Source organism: Arthrobacter sp. P1_B3 (genome assembly GCF_056406615.1).
In genome coordinates this window covers 208,702-228,483 of sequence record NZ_JBFTZV010000003.1, presented here as the reverse complement: position 1 = coordinate 228,483, position 19,782 = coordinate 208,702, and the positions used below count along the sequence as shown (strand labels likewise).

Below are 19,782 nucleotides of genomic sequence, written 5' to 3'. Positions count from 1 at the left end.
CGGCTCACTGCCCGATGTAGAGGATGTCGGAAGTGCCGCGTTCCTTGCCCTGGCCCAGCGGGTTGTTGACGAGCTGGCCGTTGAAATACATGGTGGAGGAACCGCCGCCGTCCAGGTTGTATGCCGTGGTGGCGCCGAGGTCCTGCATGATTCCCGCGAGTCCGGTCATCGTGACGCCGGCGCTGTAGCCCGGGCTGCGCCCGTCCACCACGACGAAGACGAGGTGGTTGGTGCCGATGATTCCCACGGCTGTTCGGGGCTGTTCGCCTTGGATGGAGTGGTTGCCGACGTTCGTATCCACCTCCACGTCCTCGATGCCGTCCACCACCTGGCCGTCCTTAAGGACGGCCGGTCCGAAGGACAGCGTGTTCCAGACGCCGTCGGCCACGAGCTGGGCGGCCGTGGTGCTGGTTTCGTCGTAGACCTTGACGGTGCCGTCCCGGTAGAAGGCCAGGCCCTGGCGGGCGCCCTCGTCGCGGTAGACGACGCCGTTGCGGATGACGATTCCGGTGTCCCGGAAGCCGTAGTAATCGCCGTTGATGGCGAAGACGGCGTTGTGGTCGGCCGCAGTGTCCGAGGTGGTCTCCGTGATGTTCTCGCCGAAGCTGTTGTTGGCAAACGCGGACTGCAGGACGGTGGCGTCGCTCAGGACGACGTCGGCCACGTAGTAGGTCACGGTGCTGTCGCCGCTGCCGGTCACGACGGTGGAGATGTTGATGCTTGAGTCGGCCGATGAGTACGAAGTGTCCGTGGTTTCGGCGGCTGTTTTTGCTGTGTTTGCTGTGTCCGCAGCGCCGGACGTCACGCCCTGGCTCGCCTCGTAGGCTGCGACGTCGGAGATTTCGACGTGCTCGAAGACGAAGCGGTCCAGCGCCCACGCTGTGGCGCCGCCCGCGGAGAGAGTCAGGGCCAGGGCTCCGGCCAGCACGGCGCGCCGCACGCGGCCGCCCTTACGGTGTTTGGTCTTGTCAGGAGTCATGCACTATTTCTAGGCACCGGACTTATGCCGGCCATGAGCCCTTGTATAGCGGGAGCTGTGAAAGGGCAGCTGGCGCCGGTAGGGGCGGGACCGCGGGCGCGGTGGTGTGGCAGGGTGCCGCCGGCGCGACGGGATAGTGTGTTCTGGAATCACCAGCCACGCGAAAGGGCGGACGTTGACTGCTGCACTACCGGAACTTGCCGAGGGCGATTTCTACTATGAGGTTCTGGGGGAAGGGCGATTCCGCTCCACTATCCAAGCCCAGGGCGCCTGGAACGAACATGAGCAGCACATGGCCCCCGCATCCGGCATCATGGCCGATTGCCTGGCCCGGCATGAGCCCCGCGAGGACATGCGGATGGCACGGCTCAGCTATGAAATCCTCGGGCTGATCCCGGGCGGCGAGTTCGAGGTCGTGACCTCCACCCTGCGCCCTGGCCGGACCATCGAGCTGGTGCAGGCCGAGCTCGTTGCCGGCGGCCGCACGGCGATCCGCGCCACGGCCTGGCGGATGATCACCTCGGACACGTCCGCCATCGCGGCTTTCGAGGATCCGCGGATCCCCGCGCCGGAGGACTGCGAACCGTACGACGCCGCAAGTATCTGGCCCGGCGGTTACATTGCCTCACTGCACATGCGGATCGCCGAGGGCCACCGGGCGGGCTCGGGGACGGTCTGGCTCCGCACCGACTATCCGCTGACTGACCGGGCGGACAGCGGCGACCTCGCCCGGCTGGTCGGCCTGGTGGACACGGCCAACGGAATCGCCGCGCGGGTCCCGCCGGGCAAGGGCAGCTATGCCTTCCCCAACCTGGACCTGCAGATCCACATGTACCGCCAGCCGGAGGGCGAGTGGCTGGGGCTGGATAACGAGGTTTCATTCGGCACGGACGGGATCGGGCTGACCTCCACGGTGCTGCATGACCTCACGGGCCCGTTCGGGCGCGCCGAACAGATCCTGACGCTGCGCAAGTCCTAGCTCGGGCGGACGGTCCTAGTTCGTGCGGAAGACGAGCCAGCCGGCCAGCGTCGCCAGGGCCGTCAGCGCGGCGCCCCAGAGGATGTCGACCACAACCAGCTGCCACGGCCAGGTCTTGAGGGTGGCGGCATTGGTGAGGTCGTAGGTGGCGTAGGCAAACGCGCCCAAGGCGGCGCCGTAGCCCACGGCGCTAAGCCAGCTGCCGCCGTCGAGCGCTGGCCGCAGGGCAAAGAACACGATCCCGGCAATGTAGATCACGTAGAACGCCACCGCGTACCCTAGATTGGGCCTGTCGGCCATCAGCTCACCAATCTGGCGGCGGTAGAACGGGTTCATCGTCTTGAGCCAGATGGCGTCGATGATGGCGAACGCGGCGGCTACGACGAGGAATTGCAGAATGACCATAAGGGAGCATAACAACATGCCGCAGGCGCCAGCCGGGCCCGGGACACTGACGGTGGTGCGGCAGTACGAATCACTCGGTGCCGCCGCCGATCTCGACTTCGCCCTCGGGCTCCTCCAGAAGGTCAAGACAGGCGCGTTGGGCCCCACCCTGCGGCTTTACCGGCCGGTTCCCACGGTCGCTTTCGGGCAGCGCGACACGCACCTGCCCGGGTTCGAGGCCGCCGCCGCGGCCTGCAGGCAGCTCGGCTTCGAACCGCTGGTCCGGAAGGCCGGGGGCCGCGCGGCGGCGTACCACGAGCGGACGCTCGTCATCGATCACCTGGAGCCCGATGCGGACGCGATTGCCGGGGCCAAGGGACGGTTTTCGCGCTTTGGCGAACTTCTCGCACAGGCACTGCGCGATGCGGGCGTGCACGCCGGCGTCGGCGAGATCCCCGGGGAGTATTGCCCCGGCGAGTTCAGCGTGCACGGCAGCGACCCGGAGTCTCCGGAGCGCCGGATCAAACTGGTCGGCACCGCCCAGCGGGTGGTCGCCGGCGGCTGGCTTTTCAGCTCCGTGATCGTGGTGGCGGACTCCGCCCCGATCCGCGCGGTCCTGGAGGCGAGTTACGCCGCCCTCGGCCTCGAATGGGACCCGGCGACGGCGGGCGCGGCCGATGACCTCGTGCCGGGCCTCGACGTCGACGCTGTGGAGGCCGCGGTGATCGCCGCCTACGGGCGCTACGCCCCGCTGCGCTACGCGGAGTTTTCGAGCCTGCTCTGAGCCGGCTTTAGGGCCGGCCCTCAACCGGACGACGGCGTTCCGGCAGCGGCGCCAAGGACGCTGCCCAGGTTGCGGTACTTCGCCAGGCGCCGGGGGAGGAGTTCGTTGACTCCGGCGCTGGCGAGCGTGGCGAGTTCGTATTCGATGGCCCGGCCGAGGCGCCGGCAGAAGGCCTGCGCCTCGTCGGCGGCATCGGGGCGTTCATCCACGATGTGCTCCACGAGTCCGTTGGCGTGCAGGGATGCGACGTTGACGCCCTGGGCCTCAGACATGGCCGGGGCGAAATCCGTGTTCCGGTGGACAATGGCGCTGGCGCCTTCGGGCGGGAGCGGGGAGAGCCAGGCGTGCTGGGCCGCGATGGTGCGGTCCGCGGGCAGGAGGGCCAGTGCCCCGCCGCCGGCTCCCTGTCCGAGGAGCACGGACACCGTGGGCGCGTTGAGGCCGATCAGGTCGTGGAGGGAGCGGGCGATCTCGCCGGCCAGGCCGCCTTCCTCGGCCTCTTGGGACAGGGCGGCGCCGGCGGTGTCGATGATGGTGAGCAGCGGCAGCCGGAGTTCCTCGGCCAGGCGCATGCCGCGCCGGGCCTCCCGGAGGGACGCCGGCCCCATCGCCGACTGTCCCGATGCCGCCGTGCGGGAGGGCCTGGGCCGGGTGTGGCCGATGACTACGCAGGATTGCTGGCCGAATCGGGCCAGGGCCAGCTGGAGGCCGGGGTCCTTTTCGCCCTGTCCGGTGCCGTTGAGCGGGAGCACGTCCCGGGCGCCATACGCCAGCAGTTGCCGCACATCCGGGCGGCGGGGATCGCGGGAGATGCCGATCGACTCCCAGGCGCCGGCGCCGGACGGCTCCACGGACAGGGTCGCGGGCGCGGCGATCGGTGCGTGGGGGCCGGTGACCAGGATGCTCAAGGCACGGTCGACGACGTCGGACAGTTGCCGGGGCGGGACCACCGCGTCAATCAGTCCTTTGTCGAAGAGGTTCTCGGAGGTCTGGACGTTTTCCGGGAACGGGGTGCCGTGGAGGGCCTCGTAGACCCGGGGTCCGAGGAAGCCGAGCAGGGCTCCGGGCTCGGCGGCGGTGATGTGGCCGAGGGATCCCCAGGAGGCCATGACGCCACCCGTGGTGGGATGCCGCAGGTAGACCAGGTAGGGCAGCCCGGCCTGCCGGTGGGTGCGGACGGCGGCGCTGATCTTGACCATGGAGAGGAACGCGATGGTTCCTTCCTGCATGCGGGTGCCGCCCGAGGCAGGGCCGGCGAGGAGGGGCAGTCCTTCGCGGGTGGCCCGTTCGACGGCGTTGACGATCCGTTCGGCCGCGGCCTGGCCGATGGAGCCGGCGAGGAACCGGAACTCGCTGATGATGACGGCGACCCGGCGGCCGCGGATGAGGCCAACGCCTGTGAGGACGGATTCGTCCACGCCGGTCTTGGCCCGGGCGGCGGCCAGTTCCTGCCGGTACTCGGGGCCGGGATCGGGGTCCACGATGGGTGCGTCCCAGCTCCGGTAGGAGCCGGGGTCGAGCACCGCGGCGATGAGTTCGGCGGCGTCCAGGTGCCGGATTTTCTGCTGGGTCAGCATGCCGGGTGGCCTTCCTGGCCTGCACCGGTGGCTGTGCCGGATGCCGTGGCCGTGCCGGCTCCTGTGCCCATGCCCGCTCCGGGGGAGGCTGTCAGCCCGAGCCACCGGCGGATCTGTTCCCCGTCCTGGTCCAGCAGCGGCGGTGCGGTGTGGGTCTTCAGCGTGGTTTCTGCGGTGCCGGCGGCGCTGAAGAACCGTAGCGGCGGGCCCGGCAGGCTCACGGTACCGAGGATTTTGTGGTCGACATCGATCATCAGGCCCTGCGAGTGGACCTGTTCCCATTCGTAGACTTCGTCCAGGGTTCTGACCTTGCCGGCCGGGATGCCGGCGTCGTTAAGTTTGGTGAGCAGCGGCTCAGCCTCGAAATCGGAGAATACCCGCTCCACTTCTTCGATGACTTTCTCGCGGTTGCGCACGCGGTCCGCGTTGGTGGCGAACTCCGGCCGCGCGGCGTCGATGCCGAATGTCGAGGCGAACGTGCTCCAGAGTTTTTCGCTTCCCACGCTGATCTGTACCCGGCCCTGCCGGCAGTGGAACAGACCGTAGGGGGCAATCGAGGGGTGGTGGTTGCCCTGGGCCCTCGGGACTTCCCCCGCAACGGTGGCCCGGGTGCCCTGGAAGGCGTGGACTCCGATCAGCGCCGCGAGCAGGGAGGTGCGGACGATCTGGCCCTGGCCGGTGCGCTCCCGCTGCAGCAGCGCGGCCAGGGTGCCGAAGGCCCCGTACATGCCGGCGAGGAGGTCGGCGATGGGGACTCCGACGCGTTGCGGATCGTCCGGCCCGGACCCGGTCAGGGACATCAGCCCGGCCTCGCCCTGGAGGATCTGGTCGTAGCCGCTGCGCCGTGATTCGGGCCCGTCGTGCCCGAATCCCGTGATGGAGAGGACCACTAGCGCCGGATTCAGGGCATGCATCTCCGCTGCCGAGAACCCGAGCCGGTCCAGGACGCCGGGACGGAAGTTCTCGATGACCACATCGGCGCGCCCCACCAGCTCACGCAGCACTGCCCGCCCGTCGTCGCTCTTCAAGTCCAAGGCAATGGATTCCTTATTCCGGTTGCAGGACAGGAAGTACGTGGCCTGCGGATCATCCTCCGGGCCCACGAACGGCGGGCCCCAGCCGCGGGTGTCGTCCCCGGTGCCGGGGTTCTCCACCTTGATCACCCGTGCGCCGAGGTCAGCCAGCATCATCCCGGCATGCGGGCCGGCGAGGGCTCGGCTCAGGTCCACCACGAGATAGCCGGTCAGGGGGCCTTCGGCGTCGGGCGTGGGTTCGGTGCTCATTGGCGTGTTCCTTCTCTGGTCGGTCTTTGCGGGTGCGTGCGGTGTGCTTGAGCGCTGGTTGGACTGCCGGCTACATCCAGCCGGTCACATCCAGCCGGGGACCACCATGACCAGCCAGGCGATGGCCGGCCCGACGGCGACGACAATGCCGCTGTACGCCAGGATCTGCTTGTAGAACCTGTCCTTGTCCACGTCCTCCGGCGCGTTGGCCAGGACCAGGGCGCCGTTGGTGGAGAACGGGGACACATCCACGATCGTGGAGGCCACGGCCAGGGCGGCGATCACGCCGACTGCGCCGACCTCGCCGGTGGCCAGKAACGGCACCGCCAGTGGAATGAGGGCCGCGAGGATGGCGGTGGAGGAGGCGAAGGCCGAGACGATGGCGCCGATGTAGCAGATCAGCAGGGCGGCGAGCAGGGGCATGCCAAGGTYAGCCACCCCGCCGGATACGAATGCGATGGTGCCGGCCTCTTCGAGGACGCCCACGAAGGTGAGCATGCCGCAGATGAGCAGGACGGTGGACCAGCTGATCTTGTTGACGGCGCCCTTCTGCGCTGCGGGGGACACGAGGGCGAGGACGATTGCGATGGTGATCGAAACGAAGCCGACATCCACTTTGAATCCGAGCGAGATGACAGCCAGGGCGACCAGACCCAGGATGGTGATGAGCTGGGGCAGGGACGCACGTGCGCCGTTGGCCGGATGCGCGCCGGCCCCGGCGGGACCGGCCGCCGGGGATGCACCGGAGCCGCCCGAGGTGCCTTTGGCCGAGACGCCGGCGGCGGAGATGTCGGAGCCGGAGCCCTGCAACGTGACGCCGGCCGCGCGGGCACCCACGCTGACGGACATGCGCTTTTCTGCGGCCTGCTCCACCAATCGCCCGCCCGGGGTGGACAGCAGTTTGCCGCCGCCGAGGACGACAAACAGCACCAGCGCGATGCCCAGGTTGAAGAGGAAACTGGCCAGGAAGATTGCCATGGGATTTGCATCCAGCTCCGTCTTGGCAATGATGCTGTTGACGGTGACGCCATAGACGGCGATGGGGGAGAAGCCGCCGGCCTGCGCGCCGTGGACCACCATCATGCCCATCATGAGCGGATTGATTTTATGCTTGGCGGCGAAGCTCAGGGCGATCGGCGCGATGATAGCCACGGCGGCCGGGGAGAGGGCGCCGACGGCGGTAATCACCGCGGTGATGGCGAACATGACCCACGGGATCAGGGCCACCTTGCTGCCGACCAGCCGAACGGCGCCCCGCACCAGCAGGTCGATGGTGCCGTTGTTCTGCGCGATGGCGAACAGGTAGGTGACCCCGACGATGGTCAGGAACAGGCCGCCGGGGAAGTTGGCCAGGATGTCGTTGGTGGACATCCCCAGCACCACGGAGCCCAGCAGGAAGGCACCCACAAAGGCCAAGGCACCCATATTGAGCGGCAGCACCGTGGCCAGAAGGAACATCACCGCCAGGATGATGATGGACAGGACGGGAGCGGACATCGTTGTTCCTCCGAATCGAAGTGGTTCACTGACTGGCTTAGTGGCCTAGCCTCCTAGACACTAGGTGTCTTTGTCAATAGTTCTCCGGTAGTCTTAGGGTCAGAACAGGCTGGAAGGACGAGCATGGCAAAGCAGGCGGCAACGCATCAGATTTCCCGCGTTTCGCGGCCCCGGCTCTATGAGCAGCTGGTGGAGCAGATCATGGACTTCATCGAGTCCGCCGAGCTGGGTCCCGGCGACACGCTGCCGGCTGAGCGGGAGCTTGCCGAGCGGCTGGGGGTTTCGCGGGCAACCCTGGCGCAGGCCCTGGTGGCCCTTGAAGTGCTCGGCGTGATCGACGTCCAGCACGGCACCGGAGCGGTGCTGGTCTACCGGCCCAACGTTCCGTCCGTGATCAAAGGCCTCCGCGAGCACCGCAGCCGTCTACCCGAGATCGTTGAAGCGCGGAGCACGCTGGAGGTCAAACTTGCCGAGCTGGCCGCGGCCAGGCGCACCGAGCAGGACATGAACGCCATCGATCACGCCCTAGAAGCCATGGCGGCAGAAGTCGCCTCGGGCGGCCGGGGTGCGCGTGGCGACGAGCTGTTCCACCAGGCTGTAACTGGCGCGGCCCACTCGGCGGTCTTGGCCCAGCTGATGACCTTCATTGCCGGAATGGTCCTGGAAACGCGCCTCGAATCCCTCGCACAGCCCGGCCGGCCCGAGCAGTCGCTCGCCTCCCACCGCAAGATCGCCGACGCGATCAGGTCCCGGGATTCGGCGGCCGCGGCGGCGGCGATGCTTGAGCACATTGAACTTGTCTCCGATGTTGCCCTGCTGAAGAACAGCTAAACCGGTATGACTGTGAACCTTGCCTTCGACCCGCCGTGTGGCCCGGTCACCGGATGGCGCGACGGCGCCGTCGTGCGTGCCACCGGCATTCCCTACGCCACAGCCGATCGGTTTCAGCCGCCCGCGCCGGCAACTGACTGGTCCGAGATGCTCGAGGCGACATCCCTGTCCCCGGCGTGCCCGCAGGCCCCGGTGCCCTTCCTGGACGACGTGCTCGGCACCCGCTACGGCGAACTTCCAGGCAGCGAGGATTGCCAACGGCTGTCCATCACCGTGCCCGCCGATCTCGACGACGATGAGCGGCTGCCGGTGATGGTGTGGCTGCATGGCGGCTCCTACACGTCCGGATCGGGGGATCTGGCGATCTTCGACCCTTCGGCGCTGGTTGCCGAAACCCGGGTGATCGTCGTCTCGGTGACCTACCGGCTGGGCCTCTTCGGTTATTTGTCCACCAGCACCGGCCGGCCCGCCAATTTGGGCCTGCTGGATCAGATCGAGGCGTTCCGGTGGGTGCAGCGCAACATCGCATCATTCGGCGGCGATCCGGGCAGGGTCACCGCGTTCGGGCAATCCGCAGGGGGCGACGCCGTCGCGCACCTCATGGCGACGCCGGGCGCGGCGTCGCTCTTCCAGCGGGCCATCATTCAAAGTGCCCCGCTGGGTATTACCAGGGGACGGGAAAAGATGAACGCCGCCATGGGTGTCGCCGCGGAAGCGGTCACCGCCAGTACTCCGGCGATGGACGTCGTCGCCCGCGAAGAAGATGTTGCGCGGGCGGCGAGGAAGTTCGGGCTGATGGCTGCCATGCCGTTCGGGATCCAGTACGGGCATTCACCCCTGCCCGAGGAATCCGAGCTCGACGGGGCCTGGAATGCGGCTGCGCCCGGGATCGACATCCTGATCGGCCACACGGCGGACGAGGCCCGGCTGTTTCTGCCGCGAAGCCCGCACCTGAGCCGAGTGGCCAGGATTCCCGTGGCCGGCAGCGCAGTACTCAAGGCAGTCACATGGGTGGTCACGGAACTCGTGTACGGCAAGGCAGCCAGGCAGTTTGCCAGGCGGCATGTGCGTGCAGGCGGGCGGGCCCACAGCTACGTGCTGTCCTGGCGCGCACCGGGAAATCTCTACGGCGCCGCGCACACGGTTGATCTGCCGCTGCTGTTCGGCCACCAACGGACATGGGAGGGTGCCGGCCTGCTGGCGGGTGCCACCTGGGACGAGATCAATGCGCACGGCCGGGCGATGCGGGCGCTGTGGGCACGGTTCGCCTACGGGGAAGGCCTGGGGGCCCGGGGCGAGATTCCCGGCTCACTCCGGTACCGCTCGGTCTAGAACAGCTGGGCCGCGATCACCCAGAGGAGCACTACGACGCCGAGGGCGACCATCGGGCGGTTCCATGTCGTGGTTACTGTTCCGTCGGAGGAGCGGAGCCCGGCGGCGCGGGCGTCCTGCCACGCCTGGGCGATCTCGTCACGTCCGGTGGTCACCGCGGGCTGGTTGAGTCGTTCATTGCTTGGGAGAATGCTGTGCGGCCGGCTCTTTAGATCGCTGACATGTTCGAATCCGGATTCGAACGAGCCCGGCGGGGTAGGAGCGCCCCAGCTCACATACTTCTTGCCGGCGGCCCGGACTGCTACGGCATAGCGGACCTCGACGTCCTGGACCGTATCGAAAGGTATCCGGTGGTCGCGGAGGCCGTTGATCAGCGCAAAGCCGTCGCCATCGACGCGCAGGCATGGCAGCCATTGGGCTACGTAGACGAACCAGGACACCAGCACCAGCCAGGGTGCGGCGTCCACCGCGGCCCGGGTTTCTCCGCTGGCCAGCAGCCAGCACAGGGTGCCGGCTGCACCGGCCCATACGGCAGCGGCCACGGGGCGGCCCGACGTCGAGCGGTGCGTTCTGACCGGACGGGCGGCGCGCTGAGTGGACGCTGAGCAGTCCGCCTGCGGCGGGTGCTGCTGCTCTTGTGATGCTTTCAATGGTCCCCCTCCATTGCCCGCTTCGTGGTCGGGATGAGTGCAATCTACCGCACGCGCTGTCCGGCCCGATGGTCAAGGGTGAACCCCGGACACTTAGTGCGAAAGCCCTGCTGCCTCAGCGGCCACGGCCTCTGCGCGAAGCTGCGCGATCCGCAACTTCAGAAACGTGTTCAGCCGGAACACGGTCAATTTCAGCTGAGTGTTTACTCAGTGAGTTCGGCCAGCACTTCGGCCGCGTCCGTGTTGCCGGCGGATGCCAGACGCCGAAGCTCCGCTAGGTCTTCCTTTTCAGCTGCGAGTTCCACGAGCTGATCCTCGGCGTCTTTGCTGCCGCCGTCGGCAAGATGCCGCAGCTCGTCGAAGTCTTCCCGCTCCGCGGCCAGCTCGATGAGTTCACCTATAGCGTCGTTGTCACCACGGGCAGCCCGCTCCCGGAGAGCTGAAAGTTCAGATTCTGACATCGCGTTGACCTTCCATGAAATGATTCTGCCGGACACTTCCGGGCCGCCGCCGAGGTCGATGTGGCTCATCACGGCCAGGGGAGAGGCAGACAGGGTGTTAGTGCAGAGTACCGCGCTGTAGGGATCGGCCGTACTGTGATGCCTGCCAGGTGTTCGAGCGGCCGGACCGGCCGATGAGCTGCCGGGGAGGAACCGTGGAGGAAGCGCCTCAGCTGCGCCCGCCCAAGTGGTGGCCCTGGGCAGTGGCCATTCTGCTGGTGATCGCCGTCGACGCTTTTCTAATCGGCTCTCGGACAGGTGAGTGCATCGACTACACGGCGGAGTCGGGCGCCGTCAGCACCTGCACGAGCGGCCCGGTCCTTGGGGCGGCAGGCACGTGGCTCCTTGCCGCGGTCAGCGTCCTCGTCATCAGCCATTTCGCCCGCCGCCTGGTGCGCGCCGCACGGCATCGGTGACCTCACTTGATAGATTCGCCACCATGACCACTCCGGACATCAGCGTCAGGGCCGCGACCGAAGACGACGCCGCACGGCTGGCCGAGGTCCATGTTGCGGCTTGGCGGGCCACTTACCGTGGAGTCATGACCGATGAGTATCTTGACGGTCTCGACGTCGGGCGGGCGGCGTCTGCCTGGCGCCGAAACATCCTGGAGCCCAAGGAAGGGACGCACCACCTCGTCGTCCAAAGCGGCAACCAGGTTGTGGGCTTCGCCATCCTCGGTCCTGCTGCCGGCGACTCGGATCAGGGAACCGGTCAGCTCCACGCGATCAATGTGCATCCGGACTGCTGGGCGCAGGGCGCAGGCTCCGTCCTGTTTGCGGCCGCAGAACAAAAGTTCATCGAACTCGGCTATGAGCGGGCGTTTCTGTGGGTGGAGAAAAGCAACAATCGGGCCATCAGTTTTTACACCAACCGCCGCTGGCTCGACGACGGAGCGACGCTGGAAGACACCAGATTCGATCCGCCTGTGGCTGAGAACCGCCACAGCCGGACGTTCCCGCCCGCGCGGTAGCCGACGGACTCGCCGGCGTCAGGCTCCCGTCCAGCGCCGCAGCGTGCTGTTGAGCAGTCCTACCAGCACGGACGTCCACCAGCAGGTTTGAGAGATGCACAAAGCCGCGAGCAAGCGCGCCCGCAGCCCGGCCGCCACCGCCGTGAACAAGGTTTCCGGCGGCAGTTGGTGCAGTTGCTTCATGGTTTTGGTCAGGACCAGCCCGTTGAGCATGAGGACCAGGATGCTGACGAGTTTGATCTGCGTCGGAGGGCTGGACAGATCGGGGTGCAGCAATGCCCCGGAGATGAGCAGGATGGCCAGCCCGCCCCAGATCAGCGGTTGCGCGGCGGAATCGAGCCGCCGGGTGTCGTGGACGTCGCGGCGGCCCAGAAGCCACAGCAAACCCACCCAGTCGAGCACCAAGATGGCTCCGAAGGACAGCACGAGGGCAAGGATGTGGCCCGCGAGGGCAATCCGGTGGATCTCCGGCCCGGGGTCCAGGAACCCGCCGACCAGTACGGACGCCAGCCACGCCGCCGAGCACCCCACTCCCAGCAGCACGAGTTTCAGAGTGGACGTGGCCGTTGGTCGTACCGGCCCGCCGATGCCGGGTCCCGGAAGCTCCGTGCCGGTGGGTTGGCCTGTTCCCTCGGTTCCGGGCGGACTGCCGGCATCGGTGAGGGCCGCCGTCATGCGAAGAGCCCTTCGCCGATGAAGCCCCCCGCCCTGGTTCCCGGGGGAACCGCAAACAGGCCCGAGCCGGTGTGTTTGAGGTATTCCAGGGCCAGTGTGTCCTCCTTCGCCATGGCCAGCTGCATGGGCACGTAGTGGGTCCTCGGGTCTGTGACGAAGGCGATGAAGAACAGTCCGGCGTCGAGGTGCCCCAGGCCGTCCGAGCCGTCGGTGTAGTTGTAGCCGCGCCGGAGCATCTTGACGCCGTCGTTCTGGCTCGAGTGCGCGAGCCTGACGTGGGCGTCCAGCGGGATCAGTGGTTCCCCGCTGCGCCCCTGGATCTCGAAGTCGGGGGCGGTGAATTCCTCGCCGCCGGAGAGCGGGGCCCCGGCGCCCTTGGTGCGCCCGATCAGGGCCTCCTGTTCGCGCAGCGAGGTGCGGTCCCAGATTTCGATGTGCATCCGAATCCGGCGCGCCACAAGGTACGTGCCGCCGGCCATCCAGCCCTCTTCCGGTCGCGTTCCCCGGCCCGCCCACACGTGCTCGTCCAACAAGGCGGTGTCCTCGGCTTTGAGGTTGTTGGTGCCGTCCTTGAAGCCGAAGAGGTTCCGCGGGGTGGTCTGGGACCGTGACGTGGAAGATGTCCGGCCGAAGCCCAGTTGGGACCAGCGCACGCGCGTTTGCCCGAATCCGATGCGGGCCAGGTTCCGGATGGCATGGACTGCCACCTGGGGGTCGTCGGCGCAGGCCTGCACCACGATGTCGCCGCCGGTGCGTCCGGGCTCCAGGTCGTCGCCGGGGAAGTGCGGCAGGTCGATCAGGGCGTCCGGGCGGCGCCCCTCGAGTCCGAAGCGGGCCTTGCCGTCCTTCTCGAACAGGCCGGGGCCGAACCCAAAGGTAAGCGTGAGTTTGCCGGCCCCCAGGTCCAGGGCCTCGCCCGTGTCCTCGGGCGGGGCGTCATAGGGGCCGTCGACGGCGCCGCTGCTGCCGGTGCTGCGTCCCGCGGTCATCGCCGCGGCGGCGGCGGTCCAGTCCTTCAGGAGCCGGATGAGCTCCGCGCGGTCCTCCGTGACGACGTCGAACGCTGCAATGTGAAGGCGGTCCTGGGCCGGTGTGACGATGCCTGCCTGGCGGTCACCATGGAACGGGATGATGTCGCCGGGAGCTGCCAGCGGCGCGGCCGCTGCCGCCACGGCGTCGTGGCTGAGGAAGCCCGCCGCCAGGCCGGCGACGGCGCCCGCGCCGCCGGCACCTGCGAGGGACAGGAGCCCGCGGCGGGACAGCCGGCCCTTTCCCGGACCGGAGGCTGCCGGCGGTGCTGGCGTGGCCGCTGCCCCTGCTGCCTTGGCTGATTCCGGTGCGTTAGCTGATTCGGGGGTGCCGCCGTCGGGCGTCTGGCCGGGGGTGCCGCCGAAGGGGCAGCCGCTCACAGGACCACTGCCGACGTGAGCTTGGCGAGCGGTTCGCCCAGGGCATCGACCAGGGCGGCGAGCTGCTGGACTTCGGTCTGGCTGAGCTCGTTGTAGTACGCGAAGCCTTCGCCGGTGGAGTGCTGCTTGAGCCCGGCCTGCAGGGCTGCGAACTTGGCCTCGAGCGCCTCGGACAGGGCCGGGTCCTTCTGCTGCAGCACGGGCTTCACGCTTTCGAAGGCGATCCTTGCTCCGTCAACGTTGGCCTGGAAGTCCCAGAGATCGGTGTGGGACCAGATTTCTTCCTCCCCGGTGACTTTGCCGGTGGCTACTTCGTCCAGGAGCTCCTTGGCGCCGTTCCCGATCTTGTCCGCGGTGAGCTCCACGGTGCGGGTCCGCTGGGCCAGGTCCTCGGTGTCGGCAACGAGCTGCGTGGCGATGGCGGCACGCTCCGCCTTTGTCTGCGGGGTGTAGCTGGCCGGCGGGAACAGGTCCTTCTCGGCCCGGTGCCAGCCAGTCCATTCCTGGCCGGGTTCGAGGTCGGCCTCGCGGGCATCGAGCTTGGGGTCGAGATCCCCGAACGACTCGGCAACCGGCTCGATGCGCTCCCAGTGCATACGGGTGGCGGCATAGAGCCCGCGGGCCTTCGCGGCATCTCCGGCAGCGTAAGCCGCGGCGAACGCCTTCGTCCCGTCCACCAGCTGGTCGGTCTGGTCCTTGACGTAGACAGAGTACTGGCGGGTGCCGGTGTCCAGCAGCTCCTGAACATTGGCGTCGACGGCGGGTCTGCTGCCGGAGTCCGTGACGTCGAAGCCGGCGCGAATGCCGTCGCCCTGCATTCCGGGCTTGCAGGACGTGGTGTACTTGCCGGCGGCCGCGGTGACCACCAGATTGCGGCTCAGGCCGGGGCCGATATTCTCCACTTCGCCGATGACCCGGAGTCCGTCCTCGGCCAGAAGGTAGAAGTCGGCGGCCTGGGGGCCTTCGTTCTTGACCGCGAACGTCAGGTTGCCGCTGGCGACCTGGTTGGCCGAGACCTTGCATTCGGTCTGGGTGCTGGTGACCTGGATCGGTCCGTCGGCTGCTCCCGGGGTCTTTGAGTTGGCCATGCAGCCGGCGAGGGCCAGGGGAGCGGCGGTTACCGCCGCAACCAGCGCAAGTGTCTTCCGGAACCGGGGAGCGCTTTTGGGCAGGGTGAAACTGGGCATAGGGGATTTCCTTGGATCGGTCGGGTGGAACGTGCGGTTGAGGCGGAAGCGTGTGGGCCGTTGTACGTGCGGGTTCCTCGAGCGACGATGCTGAAGAAACCCGTACTTAGGTGAACCTAAATAAGGAGGATACCCACTCCGGGCGATTACGCAAACCTTTCATGCCCTAATTTGGCTTAGGCAAGCCTAATCTAATAACATCGTCCGGGTGACCACGCAGCAGCTTGATTTCATGCGGGTGCCCTTTGCCGCCGATCTTGCGAGCTACGGGGACAGCCCTGCCATCCTGACCGACACCCTGGCAATGACGTACCGGGAGCTGGCGGATCGCGTCGATGCCTTCGCCCTGCGCCTCGGCACCACGCGGCGCCTCGTGGCGCTTTCGGCAGCCAACGACGTCGATTCGCTGGTTGCCTACCTGGCGGCGCTCGTAGGCGGCCACCCCCTGATCCTGTTGCCCGAAGCCAAACCGGCCGCCCTGGAATCCCTCGTTGCGGCCTACGACCCCGACGTCGTCGTCCGGGCCGGCAACGGCCAACTCCTGCTGGACGAGCGCCGGGCCGGTACACGGCACGAACTGCACCCGGACCTGGCGCTCCTGCTCAGCACGTCCGGATCCACGGGCTCGCCCAAGCTCGTCCGCCTCTCCCATGCAAACCTGCAGTCCAACGCCGAGTCGATTTCCGAGTACCTGAAAATCGGCCCGGAGGACCGTGCCGCGACGACGCTGCCCATGTCCTACTGTTACGGGTTGTCTGTGATCAACAGCCACCTGCTCCGCGGTGCCGGGCTGGTCCTGACCGACTTTTCCGTGGTTGATCCGTGCTTCTGGGAGCTCTTTCGACAGCGTGGGGCCACGTCCTTCGCGGCCGTTCCGTACACCTTTGAACTGCTGGAGCGAATCGGGTTCGAGGACATGGACCTGCCCAGCCTGGGCTACGTCACCCAGGCCGGGGGCCGAATGGCGCCGGAATCGGTGAGGAAATATGCGGAACTGGGCCGCCGAAACGGCTGGGACTTCTTCGTCATGTACGGCCAGACCGAGGCGACGGCCCGGATGGCGTACCTCCCTCCGGAACTGGCGGCGGAGGTCCCGGGCGCGGTGGGCATTCCGGTGCCGGGCGGTTCGTTCAGGATCGACCCGGTGCCGGGGTTGGAACACGGCGAGCTCGTCTACACCGGTCCCAACGTCATGCTCGGCTACGCCGAAAGCCCGGCGGATCTCGCCGCGGGCCGCGCCATTACCGAGCTCCGCACCGGCGACCTCGCCCGGCTACACCCGGCGGGCGTCTACGAAGTGGTGGGGCGGCGCAGCCGGTTCGTCAAGATCGTGGGACTTCGCGTTGACCTGGGGCAGGTGGAGCGGCTCCTGGCCGACCTCGGTGTGCAGGCGGCCAGTGCCGGAACGGACGACGGCGTCGTCGTCGCCGTGGAAGGCGACCACGACGCGCACCTGCTGGGCAAGGTCCTGGCACAGGGGATGGGGTTGCCGCGCGCGGCCCTCGAGGTGCACGCCGTCGAACATCTCCCGCGCCTGGCCGCGGGCAAACTGGACTACCAGGCCGTCCTGGCCCTGTCCCGGCTTAAAGCAGTGGCAGCACCTGAGGCCGCGAGCGTTAGCGGCGCGCCGGACAGCGTCCGGAAGATCTTCGAGGACGCCCTGGAGTGCGCCGAGATCGGCGACGGCGACACCTTCGTCTCCCTGGGCGGGGACTCACTGTCCTACGTGGCCGCGTCGGTCCGCCTGGAACAAGCCCTGGGCCACCTCCCGCCGGACTGGCACGTGACTCCGGTCCGGGACCTGGAGCCGCGGCCGCGTACCGCACCGGTCCGGAAGCGTCGACGGTTCTTTGCACCGGTCGAAACGAGCATCGTGCTGCGGGCCGTGGGGATCGTCCTGATCGTAAGCACACACGTCGGCCTGTTCAGTTGGCAGGGTGCCGCCCACGTACTCATGGCCGTGGCCGGCTACAACTTCGCCCGCTTCCAGCTCTCCGGAAAACGGGTGCCGCGGCTGAAGCGGCAGCTGGGCAGCGTGGCAAGAATCGTGGTGCCGAGCATGGCGTTCATCGCGGTGGCCTACCTGATCACCGACAACTACGCGCCCGCCAATATCCTGCTGCTCAACGCCGTCCTCGGCCCGGAGGCGGTGACCACCCAATGGCACTTCTGGTTTATCGAAATTCTCGTCTACCTGCTTCTCGCGGCGACGGCGCTGCTGGCCATTCCGTGGGCGGACCGCGCCGAGCGGCGCTTCCCCTTGCTCTTTCCGCTGGCGCTGACCGGCGCGGGGCTCCTGACCCGCTTTGAGCTGGTGAACCCCGGAGTGCCGCACACCGCTCCTGCACTGTGGCTCTTCGCGTTGGGTTGGGCCATTGCGCGGTCCCGGACCGTAGCCCAGCGTTGCATTGTCTCGGTCATTGCGGCACTGACCGTTCCGGGGTTCTTCGAGAACCCGGGCCGGGAGTGCACGCTCCTCGTCGGAATCCTGCTGCTCATCTGGCTGCCCAGCGTCCCGGTGCCCAAGGGCCTCCGCCGCCTCACGGTGGTGCTGGCCAGCGCCTCCCTCTACGCGTACCTGGTCCACTGGGTGGTCTATCCGCCGCTGGCCGGGATAAGCCCCGCGCTGGCCGTAGCAGTCTCACTCGCCGTGGGAGTAGCCTACTGGGCGCTCTGCATGAGCGTGATCGGCGCAGTCAGCCGACGGCGGACACGCGCTGCCGGGCGCTCTTGGCGCGCTCGCAGCCGGCATCAAGCCAGGCTCTTGCCCAGAAACGCGAGGACATCCGGGAGGATGGAGCGCCAGTAGCCGCCGTCGTGGCCGCCAGCCTGGAAGCCTCCCTCGTGTTCACCTGGAAGGTCCTTCACGTAGTCCTTGACGCTGAAGAGCAGGTTGTCCGCCGTGCCGCAGTCGATCCGTTTCGGCAGCGGCTCCAGCTCCGGCCGGAGGGCAAAGATGTCGTTGGCCGCAAAGTCCGCGGCGCTGTCGAAGTTGTCGGACCGGCCGGCGTCGTACAGGCTCCAGACGGCGGGGCTCATCGCGGCGACGGCGCGGAGCCCGGGGACGCGGTGCTGGGAGGCCAGGAGCAGGGCGCCGAAGCCGCCCATCGACAGGCCGAACACGGCGAGCCTGCCGGTGTCGGCGCCCCGGCCGGCCAGCAGGGGGAGGAATTCCTCCACCAGCATGGCCTGCGTGTCTGTTCCGGATTCCCGGCGATGCCACCACGATTCGCCTCCGTCGATGGCAGCGATCGCGAAAGGCGTCCCTCCCCGGGCCACATGCCGGGCCAGGACGCCGCCCGCGTCCAACTCGTCGAAGACCATGCGGTGGTCCGCGCCCGTTCCGTGCAGGAACAGGGCAACGGGCCAGGGGCCGGAGGGTCCGCCGCCGGTGGATCCGGGTACGGCCAGTGACCAGCCCGTGGGTTCCTGCGGCCGGAACCGTGAGGTGAAGCTGCCGCTGCGCATGGCGATGGGTGCGGCTGGCGGCTCCTGGCTGGACGCGCCCGGGCCGGCGCACCCCGCGACCGACGCCGCTGCCACGGCGCCGAGCCCCAGCAGGCTGCGTCGGGAAATTCCGGGTGATCCCATGGCCCGATCATAGGCCCGACCCGGCAGTGGGGGAGTTGTTGCCATGCGGGCGGCGGCTCAAATGGGTCATGGCACACTCCGGCAACAATTGCGGTACGAATTCGGGACAACAGTGGGGGTTTGCCGGTGTACCAGCGACACTGACGGCATGGCTTTTCACCTGAAGGACCGTGAAGGGCGCTCCGCGATCTGTGCCACGATTGGGGCACTGGTGCTGGTTGCCGCGACCTCGGGGTGCTCGTCCACCACGGGCGGGGCGCCGCCGTGTTTACCGCCCGCCTATTCGCTGACCCCGACGGAAGCCAAACCGGGGCAAAGCGTGACGGTGGCAGCGCCGGACGCCGACTGCAATCCCCGCTACGGCAAGAACGCACGAATCCAGGTGAGCGTCACCGACGCAACAGGGGCCGAAGTCGTCAACACCACCTCCGCCATGAACGACGCCGGTGGGTTTAGTTACACGTTTGTCGTACCCGCTCGGACCGCCGTGGGGGATGCCGCCGTAACCGCAGTGCCTTACAACATTGACTGGTGCGATGACACCGGCAGGAACAACCGCGTGGCGGGAGCACGAGACGTGCCCTTCGTGCGGGTGTCGTGTGTGGTGCCTGTGAAGCCCCTGGCCATCACCCGCTAAGGGACCGCCAGCGCGGAGGACACACCGGCTTGGTCCTATACTGGCGTTCAATTGCCGGCTTGACCACAGAGGCAGCAGGAACGCGGCAGGTAGCGTCGGGTTTACTGAGGGGGCTGGGCAGGATATGGGGCGTCGAGGAAAGATTGCTCTGGCGGTCGTAGCGGCAATCGTCGTAGGCGTTGCCGGCTTCTTCACAAATGTCCATTTTCAGAATGAAGCCAACATTAGACAGATGAAGGCAATCGCGGATCGGCTTCAGACTTCCCCCGGGTGGGAACCCATCGGAGGGACACAAGCACCCCTGGGTGGGGCGTTTTGCATCCCAATTGACGGACCATGCGCAATCTATGCGTACAGGTGGGACACGCACAGACCGTACCGCGCCGGTGATCTGGAGCGATACATCGATCAGGTTGGACTGACTCCCGACGAGTACAAACCGTGCCTCAGGGAACGAAGGATTAACGCAGGAGGCCTGATGTGCCGGGGCGTCGGGAGGATCGACGGCTGGGAC

At 67.7% G+C, this 19,782-nt stretch carries 19 protein-coding genes; 8 read left to right on the top strand and 11 right to left on the bottom strand.

Translation table 11 applies throughout. The annotated features are described in order from the left end of the window. Window positions 1-4: 4 nt before the first annotated feature. Window positions 5-979, bottom strand: a complete 975-nt coding sequence (locus AC1D2F_RS05450; protein WP_229994030.1) for a phosphodiester glycosidase family protein — start codon at window positions 977-979, stop codon at window positions 5-7. Window positions 980-1,154: 175 nt separating this feature from the next. On the opposite strand from AC1D2F_RS05450, the gene AC1D2F_RS05445 reads away from it, so the two are divergent. After that, window positions 1,155-1,958, top strand: coding sequence for a thioesterase family protein (locus AC1D2F_RS05445; protein ID WP_229994031.1), 804 nt, complete (start codon window positions 1,155-1,157; stop codon window positions 1,956-1,958). A gap of 15 nt (window positions 1,959-1,973) precedes the next feature. Here AC1D2F_RS05445 and AC1D2F_RS05440 read toward each other — a convergent pair whose 3' ends face one another. Further along, window positions 1,974-2,363 carry a DUF2177 family protein gene (locus tag AC1D2F_RS05440; protein ID WP_229994032.1) on the bottom strand — a complete coding sequence of 130 codons (390 nt, stop codon included), beginning with the start codon at window positions 2,361-2,363 and terminating at the stop codon, window positions 1,974-1,976. Between the two features lie 16 nt (window positions 2,364-2,379). Between AC1D2F_RS05440 and AC1D2F_RS05435 the strand changes: the two genes are divergently transcribed. Further along, entirely contained in the window at window positions 2,380-3,126 is a 747-nt protein-coding gene (locus AC1D2F_RS05435) for a lipoate--protein ligase family protein (RefSeq protein WP_229994033.1), read from the top strand. Window positions 3,127-3,146: 20 nt separating this feature from the next. On the opposite strand, the gene AC1D2F_RS05430 is transcribed toward AC1D2F_RS05435, so the two are convergent. The 3 genes from AC1D2F_RS05430 to AC1D2F_RS05420 all read right to left on the bottom strand — a co-directional run bounded on the left by AC1D2F_RS05430 (window position 3,147) and on the right by AC1D2F_RS05420 (window position 7,483). Continuing rightward, complete coding sequence (locus AC1D2F_RS05430; RefSeq protein ID WP_476966357.1) at window positions 3,147-4,703, bottom strand: carboxyl transferase domain-containing protein; 1,557 nt, start codon at window positions 4,701-4,703, stop codon at window positions 3,147-3,149. After that, complete coding sequence (locus AC1D2F_RS05425; protein ID WP_476966356.1) at window positions 4,697-5,986, bottom strand: CaiB/BaiF CoA transferase family protein; 1,290 nt, start codon at window positions 5,984-5,986, stop codon at window positions 4,697-4,699. The genes AC1D2F_RS05430 and AC1D2F_RS05425 overlap by 7 nt, the downstream gene beginning before the upstream one ends. 84 nt (window positions 5,987-6,070) lie before the next feature. Further along, window positions 6,071-7,483: an SLC13 family permease gene (locus tag AC1D2F_RS05420; RefSeq protein WP_476966355.1), complete on the bottom strand. Its 1,413-nt coding sequence runs from the start codon at window positions 7,481-7,483 to the stop codon at window positions 6,071-6,073. Between the two features lie 123 nt (window positions 7,484-7,606). Between AC1D2F_RS05420 and AC1D2F_RS05415 the strand changes: the two genes are divergently transcribed. Both AC1D2F_RS05415 and AC1D2F_RS05410 read left to right on the top strand, forming a co-directional pair. Next, the gene (locus AC1D2F_RS05415) at window positions 7,607-8,314 is read left to right on the top strand and encodes a FadR/GntR family transcriptional regulator (RefSeq protein ID WP_476966354.1); all 708 of its coding nucleotides are present in this window, start codon (window positions 7,607-7,609) and stop codon (window positions 8,312-8,314) included. 6 nt (window positions 8,315-8,320) lie between these two features. Continuing rightward, entirely contained in the window at window positions 8,321-9,646 is a 1,326-nt protein-coding gene (locus AC1D2F_RS05410) for a carboxylesterase family protein (RefSeq protein ID WP_476966353.1), read from the top strand. Here AC1D2F_RS05410 and AC1D2F_RS05405 read toward each other — a convergent pair. Further along, complete coding sequence (locus tag AC1D2F_RS05405) at window positions 9,643-10,296, bottom strand: hypothetical protein (protein WP_229994039.1); 654 nt, start codon at window positions 10,294-10,296, stop codon at window positions 9,643-9,645. The genes AC1D2F_RS05410 and AC1D2F_RS05405 overlap by 4 nt on opposite strands. Before the next feature lie 203 nt (window positions 10,297-10,499). Beyond that, complete coding sequence (locus AC1D2F_RS05400) at window positions 10,500-10,826, bottom strand: hypothetical protein (protein ID WP_229994040.1); 327 nt, start codon at window positions 10,824-10,826, stop codon at window positions 10,500-10,502. Between the two features lie 125 nt (window positions 10,827-10,951). On the opposite strand from AC1D2F_RS05400, the gene AC1D2F_RS05395 reads away from it, so the two are divergent. Both AC1D2F_RS05395 and AC1D2F_RS05390 read left to right on the top strand, forming a co-directional pair. Continuing rightward, window positions 10,952-11,212: a hypothetical protein gene (locus AC1D2F_RS05395; RefSeq protein WP_476966352.1), complete on the top strand. Its 261-nt coding sequence runs from the start codon at window positions 10,952-10,954 to the stop codon at window positions 11,210-11,212. Between the two features lie 23 nt (window positions 11,213-11,235). Then, entirely contained in the window at window positions 11,236-11,769 is a 534-nt protein-coding gene (locus AC1D2F_RS05390; protein WP_476966351.1) for an N-acetyltransferase family protein, read from the top strand. A gap of 18 nt (window positions 11,770-11,787) precedes the next feature. On the opposite strand, the gene AC1D2F_RS05385 is transcribed toward AC1D2F_RS05390, so the two are convergent. The 3 genes from AC1D2F_RS05385 to efeO are packed head-to-tail and all read right to left on the bottom strand — an operon-like array spanning window position 11,788 to window position 15,040. Continuing rightward, on the bottom strand, window positions 11,788-12,444 hold the full coding sequence (locus AC1D2F_RS05385) for a hypothetical protein (RefSeq protein WP_229994043.1): 657 nt from the start codon (window positions 12,442-12,444) through the stop codon (window positions 11,788-11,790). Continuing rightward, entirely contained in the window at window positions 12,441-13,853 is a 1,413-nt protein-coding gene (gene efeB / locus AC1D2F_RS05380; protein WP_476966350.1) for an iron uptake transporter deferrochelatase/peroxidase subunit, read from the bottom strand. The genes AC1D2F_RS05385 and efeB overlap by 4 nt, the downstream gene beginning before the upstream one ends. After that, window positions 13,850-15,040: an iron uptake system protein EfeO gene (gene efeO / locus AC1D2F_RS05375; protein ID WP_476966349.1), complete on the bottom strand. Its 1,191-nt coding sequence runs from the start codon at window positions 15,038-15,040 to the stop codon at window positions 13,850-13,852. Before efeO ends, efeB begins: the two co-directional genes overlap by 4 nt. A gap of 232 nt (window positions 15,041-15,272) precedes the next feature. On the opposite strand from efeO, the gene AC1D2F_RS05370 reads away from it, so the two are divergent. After that, window positions 15,273-17,849 carry an AMP-binding protein gene (locus AC1D2F_RS05370; protein ID WP_476966374.1) on the top strand — a complete coding sequence of 859 codons (2,577 nt, stop codon included), beginning with the start codon at window positions 15,273-15,275 and terminating at the stop codon, window positions 17,847-17,849. On the opposite strand, the gene AC1D2F_RS05365 is transcribed toward AC1D2F_RS05370, so the two are convergent. After that, a complete protein-coding gene (locus AC1D2F_RS05365) occupies window positions 17,792-18,631 on the bottom strand; it encodes an alpha/beta hydrolase (RefSeq protein WP_476966348.1) in 840 nt (279 codons plus the stop codon). The genes AC1D2F_RS05370 and AC1D2F_RS05365 overlap by 58 nt on opposite strands. A gap of 148 nt (window positions 18,632-18,779) precedes the next feature. Here AC1D2F_RS05365 and AC1D2F_RS05360 point away from each other — a divergent pair, with 148 nt between their 5' ends. Continuing rightward, window positions 18,780-19,268: a hypothetical protein gene (locus AC1D2F_RS05360; protein WP_229994047.1), complete on the top strand. Its 489-nt coding sequence runs from the start codon at window positions 18,780-18,782 to the stop codon at window positions 19,266-19,268. Window positions 19,269-19,782 lie beyond the last annotated feature (514 nt).

Bases quoted from the DNA above. Each gene is read 5' to 3' on its own strand.
- AC1D2F_RS05450 (WP_229994030.1), bottom strand. From the start codon at position 979: ATGACTCCTGACAAGACCAAACACCGTAAGGGCGGCCGCGTGCGGCGC.
- AC1D2F_RS05440 (WP_229994032.1), bottom strand. From the start codon at position 2,363: ATGGTCATTCTGCAATTCCTCGTCGTAGCCGCCGCGTTCGCCATCATC.
- AC1D2F_RS05435 (WP_229994033.1), top strand. From the start codon at position 2,380: ATGCCGCAGGCGCCAGCCGGGCCCGGGACACTGACGGTGGTGCGGCAG.
- AC1D2F_RS05430 (WP_476966357.1), bottom strand. From the start codon at position 4,703: ATGCTGACCCAGCAGAAAATCCGGCACCTGGACGCCGCCGAACTCATC.
- AC1D2F_RS05425 (WP_476966356.1), bottom strand. From the start codon at position 5,986: ATGAGCACCGAACCCACGCCCGACGCCGAAGGCCCCCTGACCGGCTAT.
- AC1D2F_RS05415 (WP_476966354.1), top strand. From the start codon at position 7,607: ATGGCAAAGCAGGCGGCAACGCATCAGATTTCCCGCGTTTCGCGGCCC.
- AC1D2F_RS05410 (WP_476966353.1), top strand. From the start codon at position 8,321: ATGACTGTGAACCTTGCCTTCGACCCGCCGTGTGGCCCGGTCACCGGA.
- AC1D2F_RS05400 (WP_229994040.1), bottom strand. From the start codon at position 10,826: ATGAGCCACATCGACCTCGGCGGCGGCCCGGAAGTGTCCGGCAGAATC.
- AC1D2F_RS05390 (WP_476966351.1), top strand. From the start codon at position 11,236: ATGACCACTCCGGACATCAGCGTCAGGGCCGCGACCGAAGACGACGCC.
- AC1D2F_RS05385 (WP_229994043.1), bottom strand. From the start codon at position 12,444: ATGACGGCGGCCCTCACCGATGCCGGCAGTCCGCCCGGAACCGAGGGA.
- efeO (WP_476966349.1), bottom strand. From the start codon at position 15,040: ATGCCCAGTTTCACCCTGCCCAAAAGCGCTCCCCGGTTCCGGAAGACA.
- AC1D2F_RS05370 (WP_476966374.1), top strand. From the start codon at position 15,273: ATGCGGGTGCCCTTTGCCGCCGATCTTGCGAGCTACGGGGACAGCCCT.
- AC1D2F_RS05365 (WP_476966348.1), bottom strand. From the start codon at position 18,631: ATGGGATCACCCGGAATTTCCCGACGCAGCCTGCTGGGGCTCGGCGCC.
- AC1D2F_RS05360 (WP_229994047.1), top strand. From the start codon at position 18,780: ATGGCTTTTCACCTGAAGGACCGTGAAGGGCGCTCCGCGATCTGTGCC.